Genomic DNA, 26,582 nt, shown 5'->3' with positions numbered 1-26,582 from the left:
ATATATGTATTAGTCGGTTCCAAGTCGGCCCTCGGCGACCCGCACGCGCGGCGCCAGGGCGCACATCAGTTCATAGCCGATCGTGCCGGCGCCCTGCGCCACCTCGTCGATCGGCAGGCCGTCGCCCCACAGGGTCACCTTGCTGCCGACGCGCGCATTGGCGACCGGCGTCAGGTCGACCGTCATCATGTCCATCGAGACCCGGCCGATCAGGCGCGTCTTGACGCCGTCGACGATCACCGGCGTGCCGTGCTCGGCATGGCGCGGGTAGCCGTCCGCATAGCCGCAGGCCACCACGCCGATCGTCATCGGCGCCTCCGCGACAAAGCGGCTGCCGTAGCCGACGGTGTCGCCCGCCGCCAGCTGCTGGATGCCGATGACCTCGGATTTCAGGGTCATGGTCGGCAGCAGGCCGTAGGCGCCGGCCGAGACGCCGCCGCCCGGGGTGCCGCCGTACAGCATCACGCCGGGGCGGACCCAGTCATTGTGCAATTCCTTGGCCAGCGCAGCCTGGTGCAGCACGCCGCCGGAATTCGACAGGCTGCGCTGCCCTTCCAGCCCGGCCGCGCCTTCGCGGAAGCGGCGCACCTGTTCGGCAATCGACAGGCGCGGGTGCTCCAGCTCGTCGGCGTTGGCGAAGTGGGTCATCAGGGTGATGTTGCGGATGCCGGGGATCGCGCGCAGGCGCCGGTAGGCCGCCGCATACTCCTCGGGACGGAAGCCGAGCCGATTCATTCCGGTATTCATCTTCAGGTGCACATCGATCGGGCGGTAGAGCTGGGTGTATTCCAACATTTTCACCTGCTCGATGCAGTGCACCGCGCTATTGATATTGTGCTCGGCCAGCAAGGGCACGTCAGCGTCGTCGAAAATCCCTTCCAGCAGCAGGATCGGCTTGACCCAGCCCAGCTCGCGCAGGCGCAGCGCGTTCTCGGTCTCGATCAGGGCCAGGCCGTCGGCCTCGGCAAAGCCGCGCATGCCGCACTCCAGGCCGTGGCCGTAGGCGTTCGCCTTGACCACCGCCCATACCCGCGCCGTGGGCGCGCAGGCGCGCGCGCGGGCGAGGTTGTGCTGCATTGCATCGAGATGGATGATGGCGTGGAGGGGACGTGGCATGGGCGGAAGATGGGGGCGAATCTGGCGAACGGAAGTGCCATTTTAGCGCCAACCGGGCGTCCTGCTGTTGAAATGGCGAATTGTCGATTTCTTTGGGCTGGCGGTCTTTCATGGTATAAAGCAACCCACACTAGTTTTTAGAACGTCTCGAATGAATCGTGGTTTTTACACCATCATGGCGGCGCAGTTTTTTTCGTCGCTGGCAGATAACGCATTGATCTTCGTTGCGATCGGTCTGCTGACGGCGATGAAAGCCCCACCCTCGCTGACGCCCCTGCTGAAGCTGTCCTTCGTGCTGTTCTACGTCCTGCTGGCCGCGTTCGTCGGCGCGTTCGCCGATTCGATGCCCAAGGGGCGGGTCATGTTCATCGCCAACCTGATCAAGGTGTTCGGCTGCTGCCTCATCTTCTTCGGCGTCCATCCGCTGATCGCCTGCGCCGTGGTCGGTTTCGGCGCCGCCGTGTATTCGCCGGCCAAGTACGGCATCCTGACCGAGCTGCTGCCGCCCGAAAAACTGGTCGCGGCCAATGGCTGGATCGAAGGCCTGACCGTGATGTCGATCATCCTCGGCACCGTGATGGGCGGCGCGCTGGTCAGCACCCATGGCGGCGCCTGGCTGATGACGCTGGACTTCCCCGTCATCGATACCGGCATCGACACCCCGGTCAAGGCTTCGCTGGCGGTGCTGATCGCCGTGTACGCGCTGGCCGCCCTGTTCAACCTGCGCATCCCCGACACCGGCGCCCACTATGAACACCAGGAGCGCAATCCGATCAAGCTGATCGCCGACTTCGCCGAATGCTCGGCCACGCTGTGGAAAGACAAGCTGGGCCAGATCTCGCTGGCTGTGACGACCCTGTTCTGGGGCGCCGGCGCGACCCTGCAGTTCATCGTGCTGAAGTGGGCCGAGCGTTCGCTGCATATGAAGCTGGACAAGGCCTCGACCCTGATCGGCGTGGTCGCGATCGGGGTGGCGGTCGGCGCCGCGATGGCGGCCAAGATGATCCCGCTGAAGAAATCGCTGACCGTGATCCCGCTCGGCATCATCATGGGCATCGTGGTGATGGCCATGACCCTGGTGTATTCGGTGACCGTCGCCGTGCCGCTGCTCCTGATCATCGGCCTGCTGTCCGGCTTCTTCGTGGTGCCGATGAACGCCCTGCTGCAGCACCGCGGCCACGTGCTGATGAGCGCCGGCCATTCGATCGCCGTGCAGAACTTCAACGAGAACCTGTCGATCCTGACCATGCTGGCCGTGTACGCCATCATGATCACGCTGAACCTGGACCTGAACGTCATCATCGTCCTGTTCGGCTTCGCCCTCGCCGGCCTGATGTTCCTGATCGGCCGCCGCCACGCCGCCAACCAGCGCGAGCACGACTCGCTGGCGCTGATTGGCGAGCACAAGCACTGATTTGTTGCCAAAAACCGGGGTCAGACTCCGGTTTTTGGCAATTTCTTCTGCACTCTTTCCAAAATTTGGAGTCTGACCCCGGTTTGATGTTTGTCAGGGATATGGGCGGGCGCCGGCGCGTTCGCGCCAGTCGTCGGGGACGATGAAGCCGCGCTCGATCTCGACGATGCTGCCTTCGCCATTGCTGCGGTCGTCGCGGACCACCGCCACCAGCACGGGATTGCCCGCGTTCTCGAAATGATCGGCCAGCTCGGCGACCAATTGGGCGCGGTCCAGCATCCAGGTCGCGGACGAGGCCCGGAACGGCGGCAGCCACTGCAGGCGCGGCAGGACCAGGAAGCGGTCGGCATCCATCTGCTCGAGTTCCGACAGCGCGCACCAGAAGCCGCGGCAGTGGCCGGCGGTGATGCCGCCCATCGCAAAATAGGTCCCGGCCGGATAGAACAGCCAGCCCTTCACCAGCGCCTTCGCACTCACCACCGGACGCGGCAGCAGCTCCTGCGCCGCCGGATGCGCGCCGAGCTGGAGCTGGCGGTCGAAGACCTTGCGCATCTTGCGGCCCAGGCTGTCGGCCAGGTTGGGACCGACGAAGTTGTCGAAGCTCGACACGATATCGCCGTGGACTTCGCCCTGCAGCAGGTAGAACTTGGTGGCGAACTCGATGTGCTCGACGCCATCCGGCCCGGCATCGAGCAGGAAGTCGAATTCGCCGATGGTGGCGTCGCGCCCGGCCCGCACCTGCACCCCATGGGCGACCAGCCTGCCCTGCTCGGCGAAATAGAAGGCCATCAGCTTTTCCGCGTACAGGCCGAGGCGGGTACTCGGCTTGGCGCCGAGGGCGGCGTCGAGCGCCGACGGATCCTCGTCCAGCGCCGCCAGCCAGCGCTCGGTCGCAGGCAGGACCGGGCCGAGGGTGGCGATCCGGCCTTCCCAGTGCGGATCGTGGATGTCGAGCAGGTCGGGCGCGTCCAGCAGCCAGGCCAGGGCCCGCACCCGGGCGCGCCGCAGATGGCCCCAGCGGCGCTCGAAATACGACTGGTAATTGTCAGCCGCGCCGCGCACCGGCGCTTCCATCGGCCGCAGCGCTGGCGGCGCGCGCCCGGCACAGGTCGGCCCAGGCCAGGGCCTTGTCGCCGCCGCGCCGCAGCAGCTCGCCCGGATGGAGGGTCGCCACCAGGGTCGCCCCGGCGCCTGGCAAGGGATACGGACCTCCACGCACGCCGGCCAGCGGCTCCGCCAGCGGGCGTCCGAGCAGGGTATTGGCCGCGATCTGGCCCAGGGTCAGCACGGTGCCGGCGCCGGTCAGCGCCAGCTCGCGCTCCAGGTAGGGTCGACAGGCCATCGCTTCCTCGGGCGTCGGCGCGCGGTCGCCACCGGCCGGGGTGGTCGGGCGGCACTTGATCAGGTTGGTGATGTAGACCTCGCGCTCGCGCGACAGCTCCACCGCCGCCAGCATATTGTCGAGCAGCTTGCCGGGCTCGCCGGCCAGCGGCACGCGGGCCTTCTCGTCGGCCGCGGTCGAGGCGCCGACCGCCACCAGCCAGCGCGCCTTCCTGGCGCCCGTGCCCGGCACCGGCGCGCGGCCCTCGCGGCAGGCGCTGCAGCGGCGGCAGGAGGCGATCGCCAGCCCCAGTTGGTCCCAGTCCATCTGCGCGATCTCTTCCGGCGTGGCATCGGCCGGCAAAGCGGCGTCGTCCCAGGCCAGGTCTTCGGGCGCGACCGGCGCCAGCGCCGACACCGACTGGGCGACCGGCTGCAGCGGACGCGGGCCCGGCTGCACCGGTCGCGGCGCAGGCGCAGGCGCAGGTGCAGGCGCAGGTGCGGCCGGCGGCGCAGGCGGCGCGGCCTGGGCGGGCGCAGGTGGGGACACGACCGCGCCGAAAGCGTCTTCGGCCGCATCCTGGCGCGCGGCCGGCAGCGCTTCGGCCACCGCCGGCGCGCTTGCCAAGGCCGCTTCTTCAGCCCGCGCAGCTTCGGCAAGCGGCGCCTCGCTTGCTGCATTCCGCAGATGCCAGAGCGGCGCAATCCCCATCTCCGCCAGGAAGATGGCGTCGCGTTCGGCAAACCCGTTCATAGTACAAACCTCATCACGATCGCGTCCTCGCGCTTTCCCTCATGGGCTGGATAATACCCCTTGCGGCGCCCGATCTGCGTGTAACCGTAGCGCTCGTACACCTGCAGCGCGCGCCCGTTCGAGGGCCGCACTTCCAGCAGGATCGAGCCCATGCCCATCGCGCGCGCACGTGCGACGATCCGGTCCAGCAGATAGCGGCCCAGGCCGCTGCCCTGACGCTCGCCGCTGACGGCGACGTCCAGCAGGTGGGCTTCGTCCACCGCATACATCAGCAGGAAGTAGCCGGCCAGTTGCCCTTCGTCCGGCTCGCGCAGCACCCAGGCGTCATAGCCGCTGGCCAGCGAATCGACGAAGTTGGCGCGGCTCCAGGGATGCGGAAACACGCTGCATTCCAGCGCATGCACCTCGTCGATGTCGGCCACCACCATCGGGCGCAGCGCCAGCCCATCCCGCGCGGTGGCGCCCAGTTCCGGCGATGCGCTCATCAGCCGGCCGCCTTCGCCGCATTGATCGCCTGGCGCTCGGCGCTGGTGTAGGCCACCTTGTTGCGCAGGTAGAGCGGCTGGGCCTGGTCGGCCGGCACCGCCTGGCCGGCGGCCAGCGCATGCACGCCCAGCAAGGCCAGCTCGCGCGCATGCGGCAGCACGCCGCCGAGGGCATTCGCGGCGAAGTCCTTGCCGGCAAACGCTTCCGGGTAGGCCGCGAAACCGTTGCCGCAGGCGGCCAGGCCGTTCGCGGGCAGCGGCGCGACGTCCTGCGGCGCGCACAGCGCAGGCGCCGAGACTTCGCGCCAGTTGCCGTTTTCATAGCGGTACTGCGCCCAGTAGACCTCGCCCATGCGCGCGTCCAGCACGGCCAGCACCTCGGTCGCGGAGCTCGCAGCGCGGCAGGCTTCGGCCATCGCTTCCAGGGTCACCATCGGCAGCACCGGCAGGCCGGCGCCGAAAGCCAGGCCCTGGGCCACGCCGCAGGCGGTGCGCACGCCGGTGAAGGAACCTGGGCCGGCGCCGAAGGCGATGGCGTCGCAGTCGGCCAGCTTGACGCCGGCCTCGCGCAGCAGCTCCTGCACCATCGGCAGCACCGATTGCGAATGGGTGCGCACCCCTTCGGATTCGCGGGCGAAGACGGTGGAAGAGGCGGCCGGCGCGGTGGCGTCGCTGTTGAACAGCGCGCAGGACGCCAGCTCGGACGAGGTTTCGATGGCAAGGATGATAGGCATGCCGTATTTTAACCCGTGGCGCCTGTCGGCCAAAAGCCGTAAAATCCGGCCCATGCCTAGCCTGTTACTTGAGTCCGACAACCGAGACCAGCTCGCCGCCGCCCTGGATGGCGAGGGATGGGTCGTCGCCTGCCTGTGCGCCGCCTGGTGCGGCACCTGCTCGACCTACCGCGCCGGCTTCGAGTCCCTGGCCGCGCGCCACCCGGACAAGACCTTCGTCTGGATCGACATCGAAGACCAGGCCGACGTGGTCGGCGACCTCGACGTCGACAACTTCCCTACCCTGCTGCTGCAACGCGGCGACCGGGTCGCCTTCTTCGGCGCCATGCTGCCGGATGCGAACGTGGCCGACCGCCTGGTGCAGTCGCAGGCCGCCCTTCCGGACGACGAACTGGCGCGCCTGGCGACGTCCAGCGAGGAGCGGCGCGCGTGGCAGCGGGAGTGCAATTTGCGCACTCTGTTGGCAAACGCCGATTCTTAAGCCAGCCGCAGCGGCAGGCTGCGCAGCCGCTGCCCCGTCAACTTGAATACCGCGCTCGCCACCGCCGGCGCCACCGGCGGCGTGGCGGGCTCGCCCATGCCCTCGGGCGGCTCGATGCTGGGGACGATCACGGTCTCGACCAGCGGCGCCTCGTTCATCCGCAACACCGGATAATCGCCGAAGTTGGTCTGCTGGACCTGTCCGTCCTTCAGCGTGATCTCGCCGGCGAGCGCCGCCGACAGGCCGAACACCACCGCCGACTCGACCTGCTGGGCCAGGATGTTCGGGTTCACGACGATCCCGCAATCGACCGCGCATACCACGCGGTGCACGCGGATCTGCTTGTCGAGCACGGACACCTCGGCCACCTGGGCCACGATGCTGCCGAAGGACTGGTGCACCGCCACGCCATGCGCCCGGCCCTCCGGCGCGCTGCCGGCCTTGGCCAGGGCCGCGTCCAGCACCGCCAGGTGGCGCGGATGCCCGCGCAGCAGTTCGCGCCGCAGCAGCACCGGGTCCTTGCCGGCCGCATGCGCGACCTCGTCCAGGAAGCCTTCCTTGAAGAAGGCGTTGTGCGAGTGGCCGACCGAGCGCCAGTAGCCGATCGATACCGCGCTGTCGGCGATCACGTGGGCGATGCGGCGGTTCGGGATCGCATACTGCATGTCGTACTCGCCCTCGGCCGTGGTCTTGTCCGGGCCGATGCCGGGCAGGCCCAGGTTGCGCGGGAAGTACTGGTGGCCGATCGCGCCGCTGACCGATTTGTTATCCCAGGCGATCACGTTGCCCTGGGCGTCCAGCTTCGCGGCAAAGCGCTCCAGCGCCTGGGGGCGGTAGACGTCGTGCCCGATATCGTCCTCGCGGGTCCAGACCAGCTGCACCGCCTGGCCCGGGACTGCCCTGGCGATGGCGACCGCCTGCGCCACCATATCGGTTTCCAGGCGCCGCCCGAAACCGCCGCCCAGCAGCATCACGTCGAGCGCGACGTCGGCGCGGTCGACGCCGGCGACCCTGGCCGCCACCTCGACCGCCACGCTCGGCACCTGGGTCGAGGTCCACAGCTTCAGCTTGCCGTCCTTGAGCTGGGCGGTGCAGTTGATCGGCTCCATGGTGGCGTGCGCCAGGAAGGGCGCGCGGTATTCGGCCTGCAGGGTCCTGGCGCCCTGCACGTCCTGGCTGCCGCTCTCGAAATAGGTGAAGCCGGATTCGCTGTCGAGCAGCTTCGCGAAGTCGGCGAAGATCGCCTCGCTGGACAGCCCGGCGTGCGGGCTGGCGCTCCATGTGACGGACAGCGCGCCGGCCGCCTGCTTCGCCTGCCACCAGGTCTTCGCCACCACCGCCACGCCGGCGCCGGCGCCGGAAAACCGCGGCAGCGCCGACGACACCTCGACCACCTTCACCACGCCCGGCATCGCCAGTGCCTTCGCCGCGTCGAAGGACGCGACACCCGCGCCGACTACCGGCGCCATCCTGACGGCGGCGTACAGCATGCCGGGCACGCGCGCGTCGATGCCGAACAGCGCCGTGCCGTTCACCTTGGCCGGGCTGTCGCGGCGCGGCACCGGCTGGCCGATCAGGCGGAATTCGGCCGGCGTCTTCAGGCGCACGTCGCCCGGTTCGATATCGGCGCCGACGCTCGCTGCGCGTGCGGCCAGTTCGCCGTAGCCGAGACGGCGGCCGTCGGGATGCAGGACGAAGCCGTCGCGCGTCGCCAGGCGCGCCGCCTCGATCTTCCACTGTTCGGCGGCGGCGCGCAGCAGCATCGCGCGCGCCACCGCGCCCGCTTCGCGCATCGGCATCCATGCGTCCTTCACGCTGGTCGAGCCGCCCGTGAACATCAGGCCCAGCTCGCGGCCGACCTTGGACATCACCCATTGCACGCCCTGCTTGAGGCTGCCGCGGTCGTCGGGGTGGAAAGGCAGGTTCTCGCGCAGCACGGTGAGGTTGCCGAAGATCTTGTCGATCGGCGCCTGGGAGATGCGGACGCTCGCCAGGGGGGCGTCGAGCTCCTCGGCCAGCAGCATCGGCAGCGCGGTGTTCACGCCCTGCCCCATCTCGCTGCGCGGCACCACCACCGAGACGGTGCCGTCGGCCGCGATCGCGACCCAGCCGTTGAGGGCGACCGCGCCCGCCTCCACGGCCAGCGGGCTGGCGGTGCGCAGGCGCTGGCGCGGCGGCATCAAGCCCCAGCCGACCATCAGCGCGCCGCCGGCGGCCAGGCCGCCCAGCAGAAAGCGGCGCCTGCCAGCGGAGGGAGTTCGCGCCGTGCCCCTAGGCTTGCTCTTGCTCTTGCCCTGCTCCGGCGTATCCATATCGCGCATTATCATATTGTCCCCATTGTGCAAACAGCTGCTCCGGCGGCAAGGGCCGGGCATACAGGTATCCCTGCGCGCGCCGGCAGCCGTGCCGCAGCAGGAAGGCCGCCTGCTCGACCGTCTCGACGCCCTCCGCGATCACCGCCAGGTTCATGCTCTTGCCGAGCTGGATGATGGCGATCGCGATCGCTTCGTCGTTCGGATCGGTCGAGATGTCCTTGATGAAGCTGCGGTCGATCTTCAGCGTCTGCACCGGCAGCCGCTTCAGGTAGGCCAGCGAGGAATAGCCGGTGCCGAAATCGTCGATCGCGAGCCCGACGCCGATCGCGTGCAAGTCGTTAATATACTGCATGGCGTCGCCGGTGTTCATGATCACCGATTCGGTTACCTCGAGCTGCAGGCGCTGCGGCGGCAGACCGGTCTCGCGCAGCACCTTTTCGACCTGGCCGGCGATGCCGCCGCGGTCGAACTGGCGGGCCGACAGGTTGACCGCGATCTTCGGCACGGACAGGCCGGCGCGATCCCATTCCACCATCTGGCGAGAGGCCTTTTCCAGCACCCAGCCCCCGAGCTGGTTGATGAAGCCGATGTCCTCGGCCAGCGGGATGAAGCGGTCCGGCCCCACCGGGCCCAGCTCCGCACTGTTCCAGCGCACCAGGGCCTCGACCCCGATCAGGCGTCCGCTGTCGATCTCGACCTGCGGCTGGTACGCCAGCCAGATCTCGTTCTTCTCGATCGCGCGGCGCAGCAGCGCTTCCAGTCGCAGGCGCTCGACGCCCTCGCCGTCCATCGACGGCGCGTAGAAGGCATAGCCGTTGCGGCCGCGCGCCTTTGCCTGGTACATCGCGATGTCCGCATTGCGGATCAGGACATTCAGGTCGGTCCCGTCCTGCGGGAACAGGCTGATGCCGACGCTGCCGGTGACGAACAGCTCGTACTCCGACACCAGCGCCGGCTGCTCGAACAGATGCATCAGTTTTTCCGCCACCATGCGCGCGCCGCGCTCACCGTCGACGTCTTCCAGCAGCACGATGAATTCGTCGCCGCCCAGGCGCGCCAGGGTGTCGCCGTCGCGCAGGCAGCCGGACAGCGAGGTGGCGACCTGCTTCAGCAGCTCGTCGCCGACGTGGTGACCGAGGGTGTCGTTGACGTTCTTGAAGCGGTCCAGGTCGATGAAGATTACGGCCAGCTGCCGGCTGGCGCGGGCGGCGCACGCCATCGCGTGCTGCAGGCGGTCATGGAACAGCAGGCGGTTCGGCAGGCCGGTGAGCGGGTCGTGGTGGGCCAGGTGATCGAGCTTATCCTGCGATTCCTTGAGCTTGGTGATGTCGCTGAACACGCAGACGTAATGGCTGACCGTGTCGTCATCGTCGCGCACCGCGGACACCGTCAGCCACTCGAGATAGCCTTCGCCGTTCTTGCGAGTGCTCCAGATCTCGCCGCGCCAGAAACCGGTTTCCGCGAGGTCGCGCCACAGGCTGTCGTAGAACGCCGGCTCGTGACCCGCGCTGCTGGCCAGGCTGGCGCGGGTCAGGCCCGACTCCCGGCCGACCGCTTCGATCTCGGTATAGCCGGTGATCTGGGTATAAGCCGGATTCACGGCGACGATGCGGCCATGCACGTCGATCACCATCACGCCGTCGGCGATATGTTCGAGCACGGTGGCCGACAGGCGCAGCTTTTCCTCGGCCTGGCGGCGCTCGCTGACGTCGGCGAACACCCAGATCGCGCCTTCGTCAGGGCGCTCGGGGTCGAGCGCGCGCCCGCTCGTCATGCACCAGAACAGGCTGCCGTCGCGGCGCCGGAACTGGCGCTCGTCGTTGAATTCGGCGCCGCCGGCCAGCACCGGGACACTGACGCGCAGGGCCTCGTCGCAATCCTCCGGCGTGGGGAACAGCGCGATCACCGACTCGCCGGCCAGCTCGCCCTCGGCATAGCCGAACATCTCGTCGAACTGGCGGTTGCTCGAGACCACGCGCCGCTCGCGCACGTGCAGGATGCCGAACATGACCGAGTCGAGCACCACCCCCTGTTCGGCCAGCAGGGCCTCGATGCGCATCTCGTTGTGCTTGCGCTCGCTGATGTCGGAGATCAGCCCGTCGATCCAGAACGCGGCGTCGCCGCCCTGGGCCGCTGGCTGGCCGACCTCCAGCACCCAGCGCTCGATCCCGTCGGCATCGACGATCCGGTACTCGACCTCGTAGGGCCGCGCGGCCAGCATCGCCTCCTTGACCAGGCGCCGGTGCATGCGGCGGTCTTCGGGGCAGATGATGTCGGACCAGCGGTCGGTATTCACGCTCATGAACAGACGCGCCGGGTAGCCGGAGATCTCCTCGATGGCGTCGCTGACGAAGTCGATGCTGCCGCCTGGGCGGGCGCGGAACACGGCGCCCGGCACCTGGGTCACGATGGTGCGGAAGCGCTCTTCGCGGCGCCCGATGTCGGCGAACAGTTCGCGGATCGCGATCCGCATGCGCTCCATCTGCGCGCCCAGCAGGCCCAGTTCGTCGCGCGACGCCAGCACCAGCGGGGTGTCGAAGTCGCCGCGCGACAGGGTGTCGGAAAAGCGCGTCAGGCTGCGCAGCGGCGCCAGCAGGCGGCGCTTGAGCAGCAGCACGATCAGCAGCAGCGAGACCGCCAGCTGCGCCGCCAGCACGCCGGCATAGCGCCACTGCTTGGCGCGCAGTTCATGCTGGCTGCGGCTGTCGTCCATCTCGACCAGCACGCGGCCGATCGGCTGGCCGTGCACCACCACGGTCCGCTCGGCGCGGAACATGCGGCCCTCCGGCGCCAGGGCGGCGCGCTCGTCGATGAAGGCGTCATCCCCCTGGGCGCGCACCCGCACGTGCAGCACGGCCGGGTCGCGCATCACGGAGTCGACCAGCGAACGCGCGGCCTCGGCGTTCATGTTCCACAGCGATTCCTGCATGCCGAGGGCGAGGATGTCGGCGTTGCGCTGAAGGGTCTCGTCCAGCACCGTGCGCGCGGCCTGGCGCTCCTGCACGCCGACCAGGAACCAGCTGCCCACCAGGGCCGGCACCGCCAGCCCGCCAAACACCAGCAGCAGCAGCGCGCCGTACAGCGAATGACCGTACAAGCGCGGCAGGCGCAGGGTCAACATGCGTTTGGCAACTTTCGACGTGAATCCTGAAGCAGACATGACAGACGGGGGGTACCCGGGAGACGACGACTTTTTGTGAAAATTCTCGGTATGTGTTGGCAGATTATGCACACAAAGTTTCCACAAGTCAGCAAATTGTCTTGTGCAGCAAGCATTTGGCGCGGCAAGCGTGACTGTGCAGCCACGTTTCGGCCTTGCTATGATGTCGGTCTACTATATATAGAGGAGGAAATACGATGAGCCTATCGATGTATGCCGCATCCGTACCGGTGTTCCGGCAAGTGCTGGGCAGCCTGGCGGCGATCCTGGAAAAGGCCGAGTCGCATGCCGACCTGAAGAAGATCGAGCCGCAGGCCCTGCTGCAGGCGCGCCTGTTCCCGGACATGTTCCCGCTGCTGCGCCAGGTGCAGGTGGCGGCCGATTTCGCCAAGGGCACGGTGGCGCGCCTGGGCGGCGTCGAGGTGCCGCGCTATGAGGATGTCGAAACCGATTTCGCCGGCCTGCAGGCGCGGATCGCGAAGACGCTCGCCTTCATCGACAGCGTGCCGCGCGAAGCGATCGAGGACGGCGAGAGCCGCGACATCACAGTCGGCACCGGCGCCAACCAGCGCCAGTTCCAGGGCGGCCAGACCTACCTGCTGCACTATTCCCTGCCCCACTTCTATTTCCACGCCACGACGGCGTACGACATCCTGCGCCATAACGGGCTGGAAATCGGCAAGAAGGACTTTATCGGTACTTTTTAACTAAAAGCAAACCGGGGTCAGACTCCCGATTTCGGCAATATCCCAGTGAACATTGCCAAAAATCGGAGTCTGACCCCGGTTTGATTTGGGTCAGGTGTTGCGGCGCGGGTAGCCCTGCGCCAGGATGCGCTGCCACACCGTTTCCTTCTGCTCGGCCGTCATCGAGACCCAGTGCGCCACCTCGATCACGGTGCGGCCGCAGCCGCGGCAGATCTCGTCGAAAGTGGTCGAGCAGACCGCGACACAGGGTGTGTCGGGGCGCTGCGGGAGCTCCCCGACAGGCCGTTCCGGCAGCGGCAGGGATTGATCAGCGGGCCGGGCCGACATCGAGCTTGTCCCAGCCTTCATGGCCGAGCTGTTCCATGGTCTCGATATTCTTCTCGAAGATCGCCTCCGCTTCCGGGAAGGCTTCCACGGCGCGGTCGATGCTCTCCTCGCGCAGCAGTTGAAGGATCGGGTACGGCGCGCGGTTGGTGTAGTTCGAAATGTCGTTCGGGTCGGTGTCCGCGAACTGGTAGTCCGGATGGAAGCTCGCCACCTGCAGTTCGCCGTCGAGCGACATGTCTTCCACCGCGGCGTCGGCCACGTCCAGGAATTCGTTGAAGTCCAGGAAATCGTTCAGCACGAAGGGGTGGATCAGCAGAGTCGTGTCGATCTTTTCCGGATCGGTGTCGGCCAGGTCCTGCAGCTCGTTCATCAGGGTTTCCAGCAGCTCCTCCGGCGTGCGTGCCGGCGAGACCACGTAGCGCACCTGCTCCTTCACATACACCGCCTTGGCGAAAGGACACAGGTTCAGGCCGATGACGGCGCGTTCCAGCCAGCGGCGGGTGGCGGCGATGATTTCGTCATCGTCGGCATTGAGGTTGGCAGTGCTCATGATCTTTCCAGAGTTACAAAAGCGCGGGCGCGCAGAGACCGCATTGTACGCGCACTTTGCGTGCCCTCATAGATCGACTGGCAAGCCGGGGTAACTTGGCAAGCACGGCCATGGCAACTGGTATCAGCCTGTTCGGGACGATTCCGGGCCTGCCCGGATGATCACGAAACCCGTTTTTCACCTAAACTGTTCGCGCCCAATTTCCTCATACACCCGGGGGTATATATTCTTCGCAAAGAAATCTGCCTATGAAATCTTCGTAAAAATCGTTTATACCCTCATTAAAGTTGTCAATATAAAAGCGATTGTTAGCAAAATAATTAGTTAAAGAAAATTGTAACCGCGCCGACATACTTCTTGACTGCCGTGCTAACTGGTCCTTACACTGCTCCCTTACTCGTCAGTCCTAACCGTTCCTGGACGCAACACTGGAAAGCTATGTACGAAACGACTCGCACCACCCAAGCCCTGGCCCTCGCGATCCTGTTGGCCCCCGCGATCAGCCATGCCGCTGACAGTGCCCCGAGCACGATCACGCAAAGCGCCCCCGGCATCAATGCGATGGCCGCCGTCAAACCGGCCCAGCCAGCATCCCTGACGGCGCTCAAGGCCGACGACTACAAGGATCCCGATCTGTGGGGCCGCATCCGCAGCGGCTACGCGATCCCGGACGTCGACAATGCCCTGGTCGCCAAGCACATCCAATGGTACGCCAGCCGTCCGGACTACCTGGCGCGCACCTCGGGCCGCGCCTCGCTCTACCTGTACCACGTGGTGCAGGAACTGGAAAAGCGCGGCATGCCGACCGAACTGGCGCTGCTGCCGGTAATCGAATCGGCGTTCAATCCGCAGGCCCTGTCGACCGCGGATGCGTCCGGCCTGTGGCAATTCGTGCCGGGCACCGGCCGCGACTTCAACCTGAAGCAGAACATGTTCAAGGACGAGCGCCGCGGCGTGCTGGCCTCGACCGACGCCGCCCTCACCTACCTGCAGCGCCTGTACACCATGTTCGGCGACTGGCAACTGGCCCTGGCGGCGTACAACTGGGGGGAAGGCAACGTCCAGAAGGCGATCCAGAAGAACCGCGCGGCCGGCAAGCCGACCGACTTCGAGAGCCTGGCCGAACTGATGCCGGCCGAGACCCGCAACTACGTGCCGAAGCTGCAGGCGGTCAAGAACATCATCGCGAATCCGGCCCAGTACGGCGTGACCCTGCCGGCCATCGACAACCAGCCCTACTTCACCACCATCGACAAGACCTCGGACATCGACCTGGCGGTGGCCGCCCAGCTGGCCGAGATGTCGGTCGACGAATTCAAGGCGCTGAATCCGCAATTCAAGAAGCCGGTGATCGCCGGCGACTCCAAGATCCTGCTGCCGAAGGAAAACGCCGAAAAGTTCCATCTGAACCTGGCGCAGTGGGGCCACGCACTGTCGTCCTGGACCACGCACAAGATCACCGGCGCGAAAGAGAGCATCGCCTCGCTGGCGTCGAAGTTCGGCACCACGCCGGAAGTCATCCGCCAGGCCAACAACATCCCGCCGCAGATGCGCCTGAAGGCCGGCTCGACCATCCTGGTGCCGAAGACCAGCGCCAGCGCCGGCGACATCACGGAAAACATCATCGATAACGCCCAGATCGCGCTCGAGGCCGACCGCGGCGAAAGCCGGCACAAGGGCCACAAGCTGAGCGGCGTCCAGCGCATCAAGGCAAGCGCGGCGCACGCCGTGGCCGAGATCAAGAGCCGTGTCTCGGGCGGCAGCAAGCCGTCGGTGCGCGCCAACGGCCGCAAGCACCGCTGATTGCCGGGTCCGGGCGCTCCCCGGAGGCGGCCAGGCCGATAGGCTGGCCGCATTTTCGCGTGCATCCTGCAGACTTTTCGAAACTACGGTATAGTGTGGTTTGTGCGCTGCAAAAAAACGCGTTCGCGAACATCGCTGCGGCAATGCACCAGTAGTAGAGCAGTAGTAAAAAGCAAGCTTCGCAAGCCCAGGTATCGTAGATAGATACCCATCCATAAAGCCCTCCCGCCCTGTGTGCCATTCAGTAAAGGCACCGTCCCGGCGCAAAGCTTTTGTGCCGAAATTTCTTTCGTTTCCGAGTCATTTCGTATTGTTGGCTGGCGTTGCTATTTTGCGTTCCGCTGTTGAATAGCGTAGCGCTCACCGATTTATACCGAGAGTAAAGAATACAATGAGTTTTGAAGCACTAGGCTTACACACGTCCATCGTCAAAGCAGTGTCGGTTGCCGGCTATGAAAAGCCGACCCCGGTGCAGGAGCAGGCTGTGCCTGCAGGTATCGCTGGCCGCGACCTGCTGGTCTCGTCGCAAACCGGTTCGGGCAAGACCGCGGCATTCATGCTGCCGGCCCTGAACAAGTTCGCCAACCAGGAAGCTGCCCCCATCGGCCGTACGCCGGCGCAGGAAGCGCAGGCGGCCAAGGCTCGTGGCGACCGCGTCCGTTTCAAGCCGGCCCAGCCGAAAATGCTGGTCCTGACCCCGACCCGCGAACTGGCCCTGCAGGTGACCAGCGCCACCGAGCAGTACACCGCTTTCATGCGCCGCATCCGCGCCGTCTCGATCCTGGGCGGCATGCCGTATCCGAAGCAGATGCAACTGCTGTCCAAGAATCCGGAGATCCTGGTGGCGACCCCGGGCCGCCTGATCGACCACATGGAGTCCGGCAAGATCGACTTCTCCCAGCTCGAGATCCTGGTGCTGGACGAAGCCGACCGCATGCTCGACATGGGCTTCATCGAAGACATCGAGAAGATCGTCGCCGCGACCCCGGACACCCGCCAGACCATGCTGTTCTCGGCAACCCTGGACGGCGTCGTCGGCAACATGGCGCGCCGCATCACCAAGGACCCGATGGTTATCCAGATCGCCAGCGGCACCAAGCGCCACGAGAACATCGTGCAGAAGGTGCACTTCGTCGATGACCTGTCGCACAAGAACCGCCTGCTGGATCACCTGCTGCGCGACGACACGCTGGACCAGGCCGTGGTGTTCACCGCCACCAAGCGCGACGCCGACATGATCGCCGACCGTCTGAACATCGCCGGCTTCGCGGCTGCCGCCCTGCACGGCGACATGCACCAGGGCGCGCGCAACCGCACCCTGGACAGCATGCGCCGCGGCCAGGTGAAGGTGCTGGTCGCCACCGACGTCGCCGCGCGCGGCATCGACGTGCCGACCATCACCCACGTGGTGAACTATGACCTGCCGAAGTTCCCGGAAGACTACGTGCACCGTATCGGCCGCACCGGCCGCGCCGGCCGCAACGGCATCGCCGTCTCGCTGGTGAACCACGCCGAAGGCATCAACGTCAAGCGCATCGAACGCTTCACCAAGCAGATCATCCCGGTCGATGTGGTCGAAGGTTTCGAGCCGAAGCGTTCGGCGCCGGCGCGTTCGGGCAACCGTCCGGGCTGGAAGCCGGGCGACGGCCGCAACGCTGCGGGCAAACCTGGCCAGCGCAGCTTCCACAAGCCGGGCTCGGGTCCGCGTGAAGGCGGCTTCCGCAGCGAAGGCGGCTATCGCAGCGAGTCCGCACCGCGCGAAGGCGGTTACAACCGTGAAGCTGGCTTCAACCGTGAAGGCGGCCGTCCGGCCGGCGGCGGCTACCGTGGCGACGCACCGCGCCGCGATGGCGCACCTCGCGACAGCGCACCGCGCGAAGGCGGCTATCGTTCCTCGCACCCGCGTTCGGCGGACAACGCCCGCCGCACCTTCGGCGACCGTTAATCGGTAGAAGGTATGAAAAAAGGCTGCTTCGGCAGCCTTTTTTTTCGCCTGCGCTTACAAGGCGCAGGTGCGGAAGCCGCTGAAGATGTCGTCGCGGCCGGGCGTGAAGAAATTGCGGAAATGTGGACTCCGGAAGCGCGCCGGGGTCGCGAAGGACGCGCCGCGCAGCACCTGGCGCGAGCCGAACCAGGGCGCCGAATACTCGAGATAGCGGTCCGGCGCAAAGCCGGCGTAGGGCAGGAATGGAGAAGCCGTCCATTCCCACAGCCCGCCCCATTCGAAGCCGGGATGGCCGGACAGGGCCGCGAACTCCCACTCGGCTTCGAGCGGAAGGCGGCGCCCTGCCCAGCGGCAGAAGGCCTGGGCTTCGTGCAGGCTCAGGTGACGCACCGGCGCATCCGGCGCCAGCGCCACGCGGCGGCCGAAGCGCAGCTGCCGCCACTGACCGCCATCGCCACCGCCACCGCCATGACCGTCGCCGTCGCCGTCGCCGTCGCGCCGCCAGTAACGCGGCGCCGTGCGCGCCGTCTCCATCAGCCATGCGCGGCCCGCCTCGCTCCAGTAGCGCCCATCCTGGTAGCCGCCGTCCTCCACGAAGGACAGGTAGTGCGCATTCGAGACCAGCCTGGCGTCGATCGCGAAAGGCGCCACGCGGCAGCTGACCGCCGCCTTCTCGTTGTCGAACACGAAGCCGCGCGACTGGTCGCCGCCGCGCAGGAAAACGCCGCCCTCGAAGGCGATCTCCCCTGCCGCTGCGGGGGCCGGCGCCGGCAGGGTCCCGGCCATCTCGCCGGGCACCGCCACGCCCAGCGTCTGCATCGTGTACAGCAGGGCTTCGCCGTGCATGTCCTCGTGCGCCAGCGCCAGGCGATAGGCGTACAGTGCGGCGTCGTCGACCGGTTCGCCGGCCAGCCGCTCCAGGACGCGCTCCAGCACCTCCTGGCAATAGGTCTCGATCGCACCGGTCCCGGGCAGGTCGAGCGCCCAGCGCGTGCGGTGCGCCACCAGGTTCGAGTCGAACCAGTCGTCGCCGCGCGCCAGCAGGCTGTGGCCCTCCGCATCGCCGGGCCGGCTGCTGCTCGCCGCGCGCAGCACGAACCACTCGGCGAACCAGGCCGTGTGGCCCAGTTCCCACAGGGGCGGATTGATGATGGGCAGGCGCGGCAGGCGCGCGGCGTCGGCATAGCCGGCCTCCTCGAGGGCGCCGAACAGGGCCAGCGTATAATGCCGCGCATCCCGCAGCATGCCTGCTATCTTGTCGGGTCCGGCGTGCCGGAACGATGGATCGTCATGGTTCATGCGGACATTCTACGATTTTCTATGGCGCGCCCCCACATCCTCATCGTCAGCCCCGCCTCCGCCCGCGAGAACAACGGCAACTGGCAGACCGCCAGCCGCTGGATGCGACATCTGTCCGCGCGCGGCCGGGTGACGGTCGCGCAGGACTGGAACAGTGGCCAGGCGGCGCCCGACCTGCTGATCGCCCTGCACGCGCGCCGCTCGGCAAGCAGCCTGGCCGCCTTCGCGCAAGCCCATCCCGGGCGGCCCAGCGTGCTGGTCCTGACCGGCACCGACCTGTACCGCGACATCCACGAGGACGCGTCCGCGCGCGCCTCGCTGGCCCGCGCGACGGCGCTGGTGCTGCTGCAGGCGCAGGGGCTGGACGAACTGCCGCCACCGGAGCGCGCCAGGGCCCGCGTGATCTACCAGTCGGCCCCCGCGCCGCAAGCGGCGCGCCCGCGCGCCGGCAGCTTCGACATCGCCATGATCGGCCACCTGCGCGCCGAAAAGGATCCGCTCACCTTCATGCGCTCGGCCGCGCTGGTGAGCGCGCCCGGCGTGCGCCTGCTGCACGTGGGCGGCGCGCTCGATCCGGCCCTTGGCGACGCCGCGCGGGCCACCCAGGCCGCCAACCCGCGCTACCGTTGGCTGGGCGCCCTGCCCCACATGGCCGCCCGGCGGCAGCTGGCCCGCTGCCGCGCGATGGCGATCTGCTCGCGCATGGAGGGCGGCGCCAACGTGATCATCGAGGCGGTGACCAGCAATGTACCGGTGCTTGCCTCCGATATCGGCGGGAACCGCGGCATGCTGGGCACGGACTACGCCGGCTTCTTCCCGCCGGGCGACGCCGCCGCGCTGGCGCGCCTGATCGACCGCCTCGCCGTCGACGCAGCCTTCCGTAACAGGCTGCTGCGCCAGTGCGCGGCTCGGCGCCGCCTGTTCGCTCCCGGCCGGGAACGAGCGGCGCTGCTCGACCTGGTGGATAATCTCCTTTTACGCAATCCTTGACGAGCCTTCCATGACCACTCCTGACCAAGCCATCAAACTCACCTCCTTCTCGCACGGCGGCGGCTGCGGCTGCAAGATCGCACCCGGCGTGCTGTCCGAGATCCTCAAGAACTCGACCGGCTTTCCGGTGCCGAAAGAGCTGATGGTCGGGATCGAGACGGCCGACGACGCCGCCGTCTACAAGCTGAACGACGAGCAGGCCCTGATCGCCACCACCGACTTCTTCATGCCGATCGTCGACGACCCCTTCGACTTCGGCCGCATCGCCGCCACCAATGCGATCTCCGACGTGTACGCAATGGGCGGCACCCCGATCATGGCGCTGGCCCTGGTCGGCATGCCGGTCAACAAGCTGCCGCTGGACACCATCGGCAAGATCATCCAGGGCGGCGAATCGATCTGCGCCGAGGCCGGCATCCCGATCGCCGGCGGCCACACCATCGACTCGGTCGAGCCGATCTACGGCCTGGTGGTGATGGGCCTGGTCCATCCGTCCAAGGTCAAGCGCAATGCCGACGCGCGCGCGGGCGACGTCCTCATCCTCGGCAAGCCGCTGGGCGTGGGCGTGCTGTCGGCCGCGCTGAAGAAGGACAAGCTGGATGCCGAGGGCTATGCGGCGATGATCGCCAATACCACCAAGCTGAACAAGCCGGGCAAGGCGCTGGCCGAGCTGGCCGGCGTGCATGCGCTGACCGACGTCACCGGCTTCGGCCTGCTGGGCCACCTGCTGGAACTGGCGCGCGGCGCCGGCTTGAGCGCACAGCTCGAGATGGCGAAGATCCCGCTGCTGCCGGGCGTCGAACAGCTGGCCCGCGAGGGCTTCTTCACGGGCGCATCCGGCCGTAACTGGGACGCCTACGGCATGGATGTCGACCTCGGCGATGGCGTCGGCGACACCGGGCGCGTGCTGCTGACCGACCCGCAGACCTCGGGCGGCCTGCTGGTGTCCTGCGACCCGGGCAGCGTCGACGAGGTGCTGGCCCTGTTCGCGCGCGAAGGCTTCGGCCACGCCGCCGTGATCGGACGGATGGAAGCGGGTGCGCCGCGGGTGAAAGTCGACTGAGCGGCTAGACGCCGAACAGCCCGGCATCCTTCTCCGGATGGGTCGCGTCGGGATCGATGCCCAGCACGATCCCGTCCGCCCCCAGGATGCGTGCCGGCAGCATCTGGATCAGGTCATAGCGTTTCTGCTCGGCATACTGGCGCGAGCCGGCGAAGGCGGTCGAGTGCGACAGCCAGCTCAGGTGCGCCTGCCCGCGCTCGACCAGGGTGCCGCAGCACAGCCCGGAACCGTAGACGCCGACCCGGTAGGACGGCTCGCCCTCGTTGGCGACGTACAGCGCCGCCTGCACGCCGGTGAAGTAATTGCTGATGGCCCCGTCGAGATCGGCCTGGGTCGGGTCATAGTCGACCGCAAAATAGATCGCCGAGCCGAAGGGCTGGCCGATCGCGTCCTTCGCCATCCGATAGGCCTGGGCGCCGTCCGCCAGGCCCTGGGCGCGGCTGAAGAAGCCGGCATGGGTGCCGGCGGTTTCCCACACCACGCCGATCTTCAGCCCGGCGCTGGAGAGCGCCCTTGCCTCCCCCAACGACAGGTTCTTGGACGCATTGTTGCTGTAGTAGCGCAACGCGAAATCGTAGCCCTGGGCCTTCAGCGCCAGGGCGTGGCGGGTCAGTTCGATATTGGTGTCCAGGCCGTTCAGTACGGGCATGCTGTCTCCCAAGTTGGTTCAGTTCGGCTGGCTTTCGAGATCGTCGGGGCCGGCAGGATCGCGCTCGTCGCAGGGGAAGCGCAGCGTCACCGGCTTGCCCAGCGAGGCCAGCACGCGCGCCAGGCCCAGCAGGATCAGCACCAGCGCCGCCAGGGCCAGCGCGACAGGAATCGGCAAACCCGGGAACACGTCCCCGCTCATGGCATCCCCTCGATATGAAGCGTGTAATGTGCCAGCATGGCAAAGTCTGGCTTTGAGCCTGCTCAACAATCTTTTGTGAAAGTTTTGCGTGGTAACCAAACGACAAGCCAATAAACGCTTGACAGGCCAAACAAAATTCACATAGAGTGAAGAAATGTTCTCCCAACTGCATCCATCGACTCTCCTACCGCTGACCGGCGCACTATCGCCGGCAGGCCTGCTACTACGCGCGTAAATCGCCGTTGCGCATTGCCAGCAAGGACCCGGCTCCCCGCCGGAACCCGTAGCCCAAGGAAAGTTGTACCGATGTTTACCACTGTCTTCACATCCGTTTTCACCATCGCCGGAGCCTCCGGGCTGACTGCCGGCGAACGCGCCCTGCCGTCCCGCGCATCGCTATCGCTATCGCTACCGATCGGTTGCCGGGCCTAGCGTTCCGTGGCCCGTCCGGCAGCCCGCGCCACACCGTGCCCCGGCACAGTTTTCGTCCCAGATCCAGCAGCACCAGATACAGCACACATTAGGAGCTCCGCCATGTTGACCAATCCCGCCGCCAAATACCGTCCCTTCCCCGCCGTCCAGCTGGCCGACCGCCAGTGGCCGAGCCGCGTCATCACCCAGCCGCCGGTCTGGATGAGCACCGACTTGCGCGACGGCAACCAGGCGCTGATCGAGCCGATGAGCCCGGAGAAGAAGCTGCGTTTCTTCGAAAAGCTGGTGCAGATCGGGATCAAGGAGATCGAAGTCGGCTTCCCGTCCGCCTCGCAGACCGATTTCGACTTCGTGCGCATGCTGGTCGAGGAAAACCGCATTCCGGATGACGTCAGCATCATCGTGCTGACCCAGGCGCGCGAGGAACTGATCCGCCGCACGGTGGAATCCTGCGTCGGCGCCAAGCGCGCCATCGTCCACGTCTACAACTCGGTGGCGCCGGTGTTCCGCCGCGTGGTATTCGGCATGGGCCAGGACGAGATCGTGCAGATCGCCGTGAACGGCACCCGCCTGATCAAGGAACTGGTGGCGCAGCATCCGGAGACCCGCTGGAGCCTGGAGTATTCGCCGGAGTCGTTCTCGACCACCGAGCTGGAATTTTCCAAGCGCATCGTCGACGCCGTCAGCGAAACCTGGCAGCCGACCCCGGAAAACAAGCTGATCGTCAACCTGCCCTCGACCGTCGAGGCCAGCACCCCGAACGTCTATGCCGACCAGATCGAATGGATGTCGCGCCACCTGGAGCGCCGCGACAGCCTCGTAATCAGCGTCCACCCGCACAATGACCGCGGCACCGCCGTCGCCGCCGCCGAGCTGGCCGTGATGGCCGGCGCCGACCGCGTCGAAGGCTGCCTGTTCGGCAACGGCGAACGCACCGGCAACGTCGACCTGGTGACCCTGGCGCTGAACCTCTACACCCAGGGCGTGCACCCGGGCCTGGACTTCTCGGACATCGACAGCGTGCGCCAGCTGGTCGAAGAGTGCAACCAGATCCCGGTCCACCCGCGCCACCCGTATGTCGGCGACCTGGTGTTCACGGCCTTCTCCGGCTCGCACCAGGACGCGATCAAGAAAGGCTTCGCGGCGCAGAAGGCCGACGCGATCTGGGAAGTGCCCTACCTGCCGATCGACCCGGCCGACCTGGGCCGCAGCTACGACGCCGTCATCCGCGTCAACAGCCAGTCGGGCAAGGGCGGCATGGCCTACCTGCTCGAGCAGGAATACGGCCTGGAGCTGCCGCGCCGCCTGCAGATCGAATTCTCGCGCGTCGTGCAGCGCCATGCCGACGCCACCGGCACCGAGGTCGCGGCATCGAGCATCCACGCCCTGTTCGCCCGCGAATACTTCGACCAGGAGAACCCGGCCTACCGCTATGTCTCGCACCGCATGGCCGAGGACAGCGAAGGCGAACAGCGCGTGCAGATCGACGTCGCGGTCGAGCACGAGCGCGTCACGAAGCATCATGCCGGCCAGGGCAACGGTCCGATCGACGCCTTCGTCAGCGCGCTCGGCCTGGACATCCGCCTGATGGACTACCACGAGCATGCGATCGGTTCGGGCGCCGATGCGAAGGCGGCCTGCTACGTCGAGCTGCGCCTCGGTAACGGCCCGACCCTGTTCGGCGCCGCGATCGACAGCAACATCCTGACCGCCTCCTTCAAGGCCGTGCTGTCGGCGGTGAACCGCCAGATCGCCATGGCCGGCGAGCAGCCGGTGGCGCGCGCGGCCTGATGCAGGGAGGCAGTACCCCGAAGCGCCTGCCGCCGCGGCTCGACCTGCAGCCGGGGGCGGGGCGCGAACAGAAGGCCGCGCAGGTGCGCGGCGTTTCCTCGATCCAGGCGATGCGCGAGGCGATCCGGCAGGCCGCGCGTGCGCTGCCGGCCATCTCCGAGGTGCCGCGCCTGGGCCGGCTCGACAGCGCCGCCTTCCGCGCCCGCGCCGCCGAGGGCCTGCCCTTCCTGGTTACCGGCGTGGTCGGGCGCTGGCCCCTCTGCCACCTGACCCCGCAGGAACTGCGCGAACGCTTCGGCGAGGTGCCGGTGCGGGCGCGGGTCGGCGACTACGTGGCGACCGCCTTCGCGCCGGACCGCGCGATGCGCGACATGTCGCTGCGCGCGTATCTCGACCTGAGCCTCGACCCGGGCAGGACTCCTTCCGACGATCTGCCGCCCTACGTCGGCAACCTGGAACTGCGCGAGCTGAACGCCATGTGCCACTGGCCGGCCTGGTTCGACAAGATGGGCCCGCCGCGCTTCTGGCTCGGCCCCGCGCGCACGGTGACGCCGCTGCACTGCGACTACGACGACAACATCTTCGCGCAGATCTGGGGCAGCAAGCGGATCTTCCTGGCGCCGCCGCACCACGACGAATTCCTGTACACACGGGAAGCCAATCCGGTGCTGTTCGGCTCCGCCTTCGATCCGGAAGCGCCGGACTTCGAGGCCTTTCCGCTGGCGCGCCAGGCGGCCATCGTCGAGGTCGTGGTCGAGCCGGGCGACATGCTGTACGTGCCGGCCGGCTGGTATCACCAGGTGCGGGCGCTGAGCTTTTCGCTGTCCTCGAACCGCTGGGCGCGGGCGCTGCCGCTGGCCCTGAAGGGCGGCGTCTAGCGCCACCCGCTCAGGCCTCTGGCCGGGTCTCCATCTTCTTCGCTTCGCCGCTGGTCCCGCCCTGCCCCACGCGCTCGTACTCGGCGATCACCTGCGCCCCGAACAGCAGCAGCGCGGCGCCGATCTCGAGGCTGAACATGACCACGATGGCGGTGCTCATCGAGCCGTACACCACGTTCACCTTGGACAGGGTCGAGAAGTACCACACCAGCACGTGGCGCGCGACTTCCCACAGAAGCGTCGCGGTCACGCCGCCGACCAGCGCGTGCGACAGCGACAGCCGGCCCACCGGCATCACCATGTAGATCGAGGTCAGCACCAGGATCTCGCCGGCCAGGCCGAGCAGGTACAGGAGGGCCCCGGACACGCCGTGCAGCGACCATTTGTAACCGAACAGGTCGACGCTCTCGGTGCCGATCACCTGCAGGCTGCCGGCCACCAGGGTCACGATCATCACGCCGAAGCCCAGCGCCAGGATGTAACAGTACGGGAGCAGCGCCGACACCAGGAAGTGGCGCCGCCGCACGGCGACGCGGTGCACGAAGATCACGCTCATCGCGTTTTCCAGCACCGTGAAGGCGAAGGAGCTGAAGAACAGCATGGTGGCGGCCAGCACCCAGGTGATCACGTCGCGGGCGTCGAGGAAGTGCGCGACCTCGGCCACGATGGACGCCGACTGGCCGGGCACCAGCAGTTCCAGGTAGCGGCGCAGGGTCAGCAGCAGTTCGGCCTCGTCGAGGAAGTGCGACAGCACCACCACCGCCAGCATCAGGAAAGGCACGATCGACAGCAGCGCGTAATAGGCGACCGCGCCCGCCAGCAGCAGGCCCTGGTTGGCGCGGAAGCATTTCAGGACGCCCAGCGTGAAGGCGAGCGGATGGCCCACGATGTAGGCGTTCGCGCGCCGGTTCAGCAGCCGCAGGCGCTGGCCCCGCGTGAATTTCATCGGGCCAGCCTGATGCCGGTAAACTGCCAGCGGCTGCCTGCCGGGAAGAAGTTGCGGTAGCTGGCGCGCGCGTGGCCGTGCGGGGTCGCGCAGGACGAACCGCGCAGCACGTACTGGTTGATCATGAATTTGCCGTTGTACTCGCCCAGCGCGCCGGCCGCCGGCGCATAGCCCGGATAGGGCGCATAGCTGCTGCTGGTCCACTGCCAGCATTCGCCGAACATCTGCGCCAGGCCATCGCTGCCGGCCGCGCGCGGGTGCAGGTCGCCGCAGGCGATGGCGACGTCGCGCGCCGCGAATTCCCATTCCGCCTCGGTCGGCAGGCGCGCGCCGCGCCAGCGCGCGTAGGCGTCGGCCTCGTACAGCGACACATGGGTGACCGGACGCGCGGGATCGAGCGGCTGCAGTCCGTGCAGCGTGAACTCCAGCCACTGGCCGTTCTCCTTGCGCCAGTAGAAGGGCTGGCCGATCTCGCCGCTGCAGACCCGGTCCCAGCCCTCGGACAGCCACAGGCTCGGGTCGCGGTAGCCGCCGGCCTCGACGAATTCCAGGTACTCGCCGTTGGTCGCCAGGCGCGAGGCCAGCTGGAAGGGCGCGAGATACTGGCGGTGGCGCGGCAGCTCGTTGTCGAAGCAGAATCCGGGGCCGCGGTGGCCGATCTCGGCCAGGCCGCCTTCGAAGTCCAGCCAGGCCAGCGCGCCCGCCGGACAGGACTCCGGCAGCGCCGAAGCGAGATAGGCCGGATACAGCGGGTTCTGCGCCAGCAGGTGCTTCAGGTCGGTGAGGATCAGCTCCTGGTGCTGCTGCTCGTGCTGCATGCCGAGTTCCACCAGCGCGGCCAGCTCGCCGTCCTCGGGCCTCTCGTGCAGCAGGCGCGCGATGCGGGCGTCGACATCGCGGCGCCAGGCCAGCACCTCGTCGAAGGCCGGACGCGTGAGCAGGCCGCGCTGCGGGCGCGGGTGCTTGTCGCCGACGCCGTTGTAGTAGGAGTTGAACAGCACCCGGAAGGCCGGATGGAAGGGCCGCCAGTCGTGCTCGCGCGGCTCCAGGATGAAGGTCTCGAAGAACCAGGTGGTGTGGGCCAGGTGCCATTTGACCGGGCTGGCGTCCGGCATCGACTGCGCGCAGCAGTCCTCCGGCGACAGCGGCTCGGCCAGGTGCACCGAGCGCTGGCGCACCTGCTCGAATTCGCGGGCCTGGCGGTGTTCGTTCGCTCCCATGA

At 67.4% G+C, this 26,582-nt stretch carries 23 protein-coding genes; 9 read left to right on the top strand and 14 right to left on the bottom strand.

Going from position 1 to position 26,582, the window contains the following annotated elements; translation table 11 throughout:
- Positions 1-9: 9 nt before the first annotated feature.
- Entirely contained in the window at positions 10-1,116 is a 1,107-nt protein-coding gene (alr, locus tag AM586_RS25005; RefSeq protein WP_047822167.1) for an alanine racemase, read from the bottom strand.
- Positions 1,117-1,267: 151 nt separating this feature from the next.
- Here alr and lplT point away from each other — a divergent pair, with 151 nt between their 5' ends.
- Complete coding sequence (gene lplT / locus AM586_RS25000; protein ID WP_047822165.1) at positions 1,268-2,530, top strand: lysophospholipid transporter LplT; 1,263 nt, start codon at positions 1,268-1,270, stop codon at positions 2,528-2,530.
- A 93-nt stretch (positions 2,531-2,623) separates the two neighbouring features.
- Here the strand turns inward: lplT and AM586_RS24995 are convergent, their stop codons facing one another.
- From AM586_RS24995 to tsaB, 4 genes are read right to left on the bottom strand one after another with little or no spacing between them, the layout of a single operon-like run.
- Positions 2,624-3,604: a DUF1853 family protein gene (locus AM586_RS24995; RefSeq protein WP_047822163.1), complete on the bottom strand. Its 981-nt coding sequence runs from the start codon at positions 3,602-3,604 to the stop codon at positions 2,624-2,626.
- Positions 3,576-4,604 carry a uracil-DNA glycosylase gene (locus AM586_RS24990; RefSeq protein ID WP_060566802.1) on the bottom strand — a complete coding sequence of 343 codons (1,029 nt, stop codon included), beginning with the start codon at positions 4,602-4,604 and terminating at the stop codon, positions 3,576-3,578. Before AM586_RS24990 ends, AM586_RS24995 begins: the two co-directional genes overlap by 29 nt.
- A complete protein-coding gene (gene rimI / locus AM586_RS24985; RefSeq protein WP_047822161.1) occupies positions 4,601-5,089 on the bottom strand; it encodes a ribosomal protein S18-alanine N-acetyltransferase in 489 nt (162 codons plus the stop codon). The genes AM586_RS24990 and rimI overlap by 4 nt, the downstream gene beginning before the upstream one ends.
- Positions 5,089-5,823, bottom strand: a complete 735-nt coding sequence (tsaB, locus tag AM586_RS24980) for a tRNA (adenosine(37)-N6)-threonylcarbamoyltransferase complex dimerization subunit type 1 TsaB (protein ID WP_047822159.1) — start codon at positions 5,821-5,823, stop codon at positions 5,089-5,091. The genes rimI and tsaB overlap by 1 nt, the downstream gene beginning before the upstream one ends.
- Positions 5,824-5,875: 52 nt before the next feature.
- Between tsaB and AM586_RS24975 the strand changes: the two genes are divergently transcribed.
- Positions 5,876-6,304: a thioredoxin family protein gene (locus AM586_RS24975; protein WP_047822207.1), complete on the top strand. Its 429-nt coding sequence runs from the start codon at positions 5,876-5,878 to the stop codon at positions 6,302-6,304.
- On the opposite strand, the gene AM586_RS24970 is transcribed toward AM586_RS24975, so the two are convergent.
- Both AM586_RS24970 and AM586_RS24965 read right to left on the bottom strand, forming a co-directional pair.
- Entirely contained in the window at positions 6,301-8,502 is a 2,202-nt protein-coding gene (locus AM586_RS24970; protein WP_047822205.1) for a xanthine dehydrogenase family protein molybdopterin-binding subunit, read from the bottom strand. The genes AM586_RS24975 and AM586_RS24970 overlap by 4 nt on opposite strands.
- 73 nt (positions 8,503-8,575) lie before the next feature.
- Positions 8,576-11,740, bottom strand: a complete 3,165-nt coding sequence (locus AM586_RS24965) for an EAL domain-containing protein (RefSeq protein WP_109370527.1) — start codon at positions 11,738-11,740, stop codon at positions 8,576-8,578.
- A 236-nt stretch (positions 11,741-11,976) separates the two neighbouring features.
- Here AM586_RS24965 and AM586_RS24960 point away from each other — a divergent pair, with 236 nt between their 5' ends.
- On the top strand, positions 11,977-12,486 hold the full coding sequence (locus AM586_RS24960) for a DUF1993 family protein (protein ID WP_047822155.1): 510 nt from the start codon (positions 11,977-11,979) through the stop codon (positions 12,484-12,486).
- Positions 12,487-12,576: 90 nt separating this feature from the next.
- Here the strand turns inward: AM586_RS24960 and AM586_RS24955 are convergent, their stop codons facing one another.
- Positions 12,577-12,813 carry a DUF1289 domain-containing protein gene (locus AM586_RS24955; RefSeq protein WP_047822154.1) on the bottom strand — a complete coding sequence of 79 codons (237 nt, stop codon included), beginning with the start codon at positions 12,811-12,813 and terminating at the stop codon, positions 12,577-12,579.
- Entirely contained in the window at positions 12,794-13,363 is a 570-nt protein-coding gene (locus tag AM586_RS24950; protein WP_060566801.1) for a DUF1415 domain-containing protein, read from the bottom strand. Before AM586_RS24950 ends, AM586_RS24955 begins: the two co-directional genes overlap by 20 nt.
- Positions 13,364-13,801: 438 nt before the next feature.
- Between AM586_RS24950 and AM586_RS24945 the strand changes: the two genes are divergently transcribed.
- A complete protein-coding gene (locus tag AM586_RS24945) occupies positions 13,802-15,166 on the top strand; it encodes a transglycosylase SLT domain-containing protein (protein ID WP_047822152.1) in 1,365 nt (454 codons plus the stop codon).
- A 391-nt stretch (positions 15,167-15,557) separates the two neighbouring features.
- Positions 15,558-17,111, top strand: coding sequence for a DEAD/DEAH box helicase (locus tag AM586_RS24940; RefSeq protein WP_060566799.1), 1,554 nt, complete (start codon positions 15,558-15,560; stop codon positions 17,109-17,111).
- Between the two features lie 54 nt (positions 17,112-17,165).
- Here the strand turns inward: AM586_RS24940 and senA are convergent, their stop codons facing one another.
- Positions 17,166-18,410, bottom strand: coding sequence for a selenoneine synthase SenA (senA, locus tag AM586_RS24935; RefSeq protein WP_197416510.1), 1,245 nt, complete (start codon positions 18,408-18,410; stop codon positions 17,166-17,168).
- A 21-nt stretch (positions 18,411-18,431) separates the two neighbouring features.
- Between senA and senB the strand changes: the two genes are divergently transcribed.
- Both senB and selD read left to right on the top strand, forming a co-directional pair.
- A complete protein-coding gene (gene senB / locus AM586_RS24930; RefSeq protein WP_047826493.1) occupies positions 18,432-19,400 on the top strand; it encodes a selenoneine biosynthesis selenosugar synthase SenB in 969 nt (322 codons plus the stop codon).
- Between the two features lie 10 nt (positions 19,401-19,410).
- Positions 19,411-20,463, top strand: coding sequence for a selenide, water dikinase SelD (gene selD, locus AM586_RS24925; protein ID WP_047826492.1), 1,053 nt, complete (start codon positions 19,411-19,413; stop codon positions 20,461-20,463).
- 4 nt (positions 20,464-20,467) lie between these two features.
- On the opposite strand, the gene AM586_RS24920 is transcribed toward selD, so the two are convergent.
- Both AM586_RS24920 and AM586_RS24915 read right to left on the bottom strand, forming a co-directional pair.
- A complete protein-coding gene (locus tag AM586_RS24920; protein WP_047826491.1) occupies positions 20,468-21,112 on the bottom strand; it encodes a DUF1906 domain-containing protein in 645 nt (214 codons plus the stop codon).
- 18 nt (positions 21,113-21,130) lie between these two features.
- Positions 21,131-21,313, bottom strand: a complete 183-nt coding sequence (locus AM586_RS24915; protein ID WP_047826490.1) for a hypothetical protein — start codon at positions 21,311-21,313, stop codon at positions 21,131-21,133.
- Between the two features lie 534 nt (positions 21,314-21,847).
- On the opposite strand from AM586_RS24915, the gene leuA reads away from it, so the two are divergent.
- Positions 21,848-23,536: a 2-isopropylmalate synthase gene (gene leuA, locus AM586_RS24910; RefSeq protein WP_047826489.1), complete on the top strand. Its 1,689-nt coding sequence runs from the start codon at positions 21,848-21,850 to the stop codon at positions 23,534-23,536.
- Positions 23,536-24,414, top strand: a complete 879-nt coding sequence (locus AM586_RS24905; protein WP_082439533.1) for a cupin-like domain-containing protein — start codon at positions 23,536-23,538, stop codon at positions 24,412-24,414. Before leuA ends, AM586_RS24905 begins: the two co-directional genes overlap by 1 nt.
- A 10-nt stretch (positions 24,415-24,424) precedes the next feature.
- On the opposite strand, the gene AM586_RS24900 is transcribed toward AM586_RS24905, so the two are convergent.
- Positions 24,425-25,360 (bottom strand): YihY/virulence factor BrkB family protein, encoded by a 936-nt coding sequence (locus AM586_RS24900; RefSeq protein WP_047826488.1) that lies wholly within the window; start codon positions 25,358-25,360, stop codon positions 24,425-24,427.
- Positions 25,357-26,580 carry an ergothioneine biosynthesis protein EgtB gene (egtB, locus tag AM586_RS24895; RefSeq protein WP_047826487.1) on the bottom strand — a complete coding sequence of 408 codons (1,224 nt, stop codon included), beginning with the start codon at positions 26,578-26,580 and terminating at the stop codon, positions 25,357-25,359. Before egtB ends, AM586_RS24900 begins: the two co-directional genes overlap by 4 nt.
- Between the last annotated feature and the right edge of the window lie 2 nt (positions 26,581-26,582).

The sequence above is a fragment of the Massilia sp. WG5 genome, from assembly GCF_001412595.2.
In the GTDB taxonomy this organism is placed as follows: domain Bacteria; phylum Pseudomonadota; class Gammaproteobacteria; order Burkholderiales; family Burkholderiaceae_D; genus Telluria.
The sequence above is the reverse complement of the archived record's forward strand: the minus strand, read 5'-3'. Positions and strand labels throughout refer to the sequence as shown.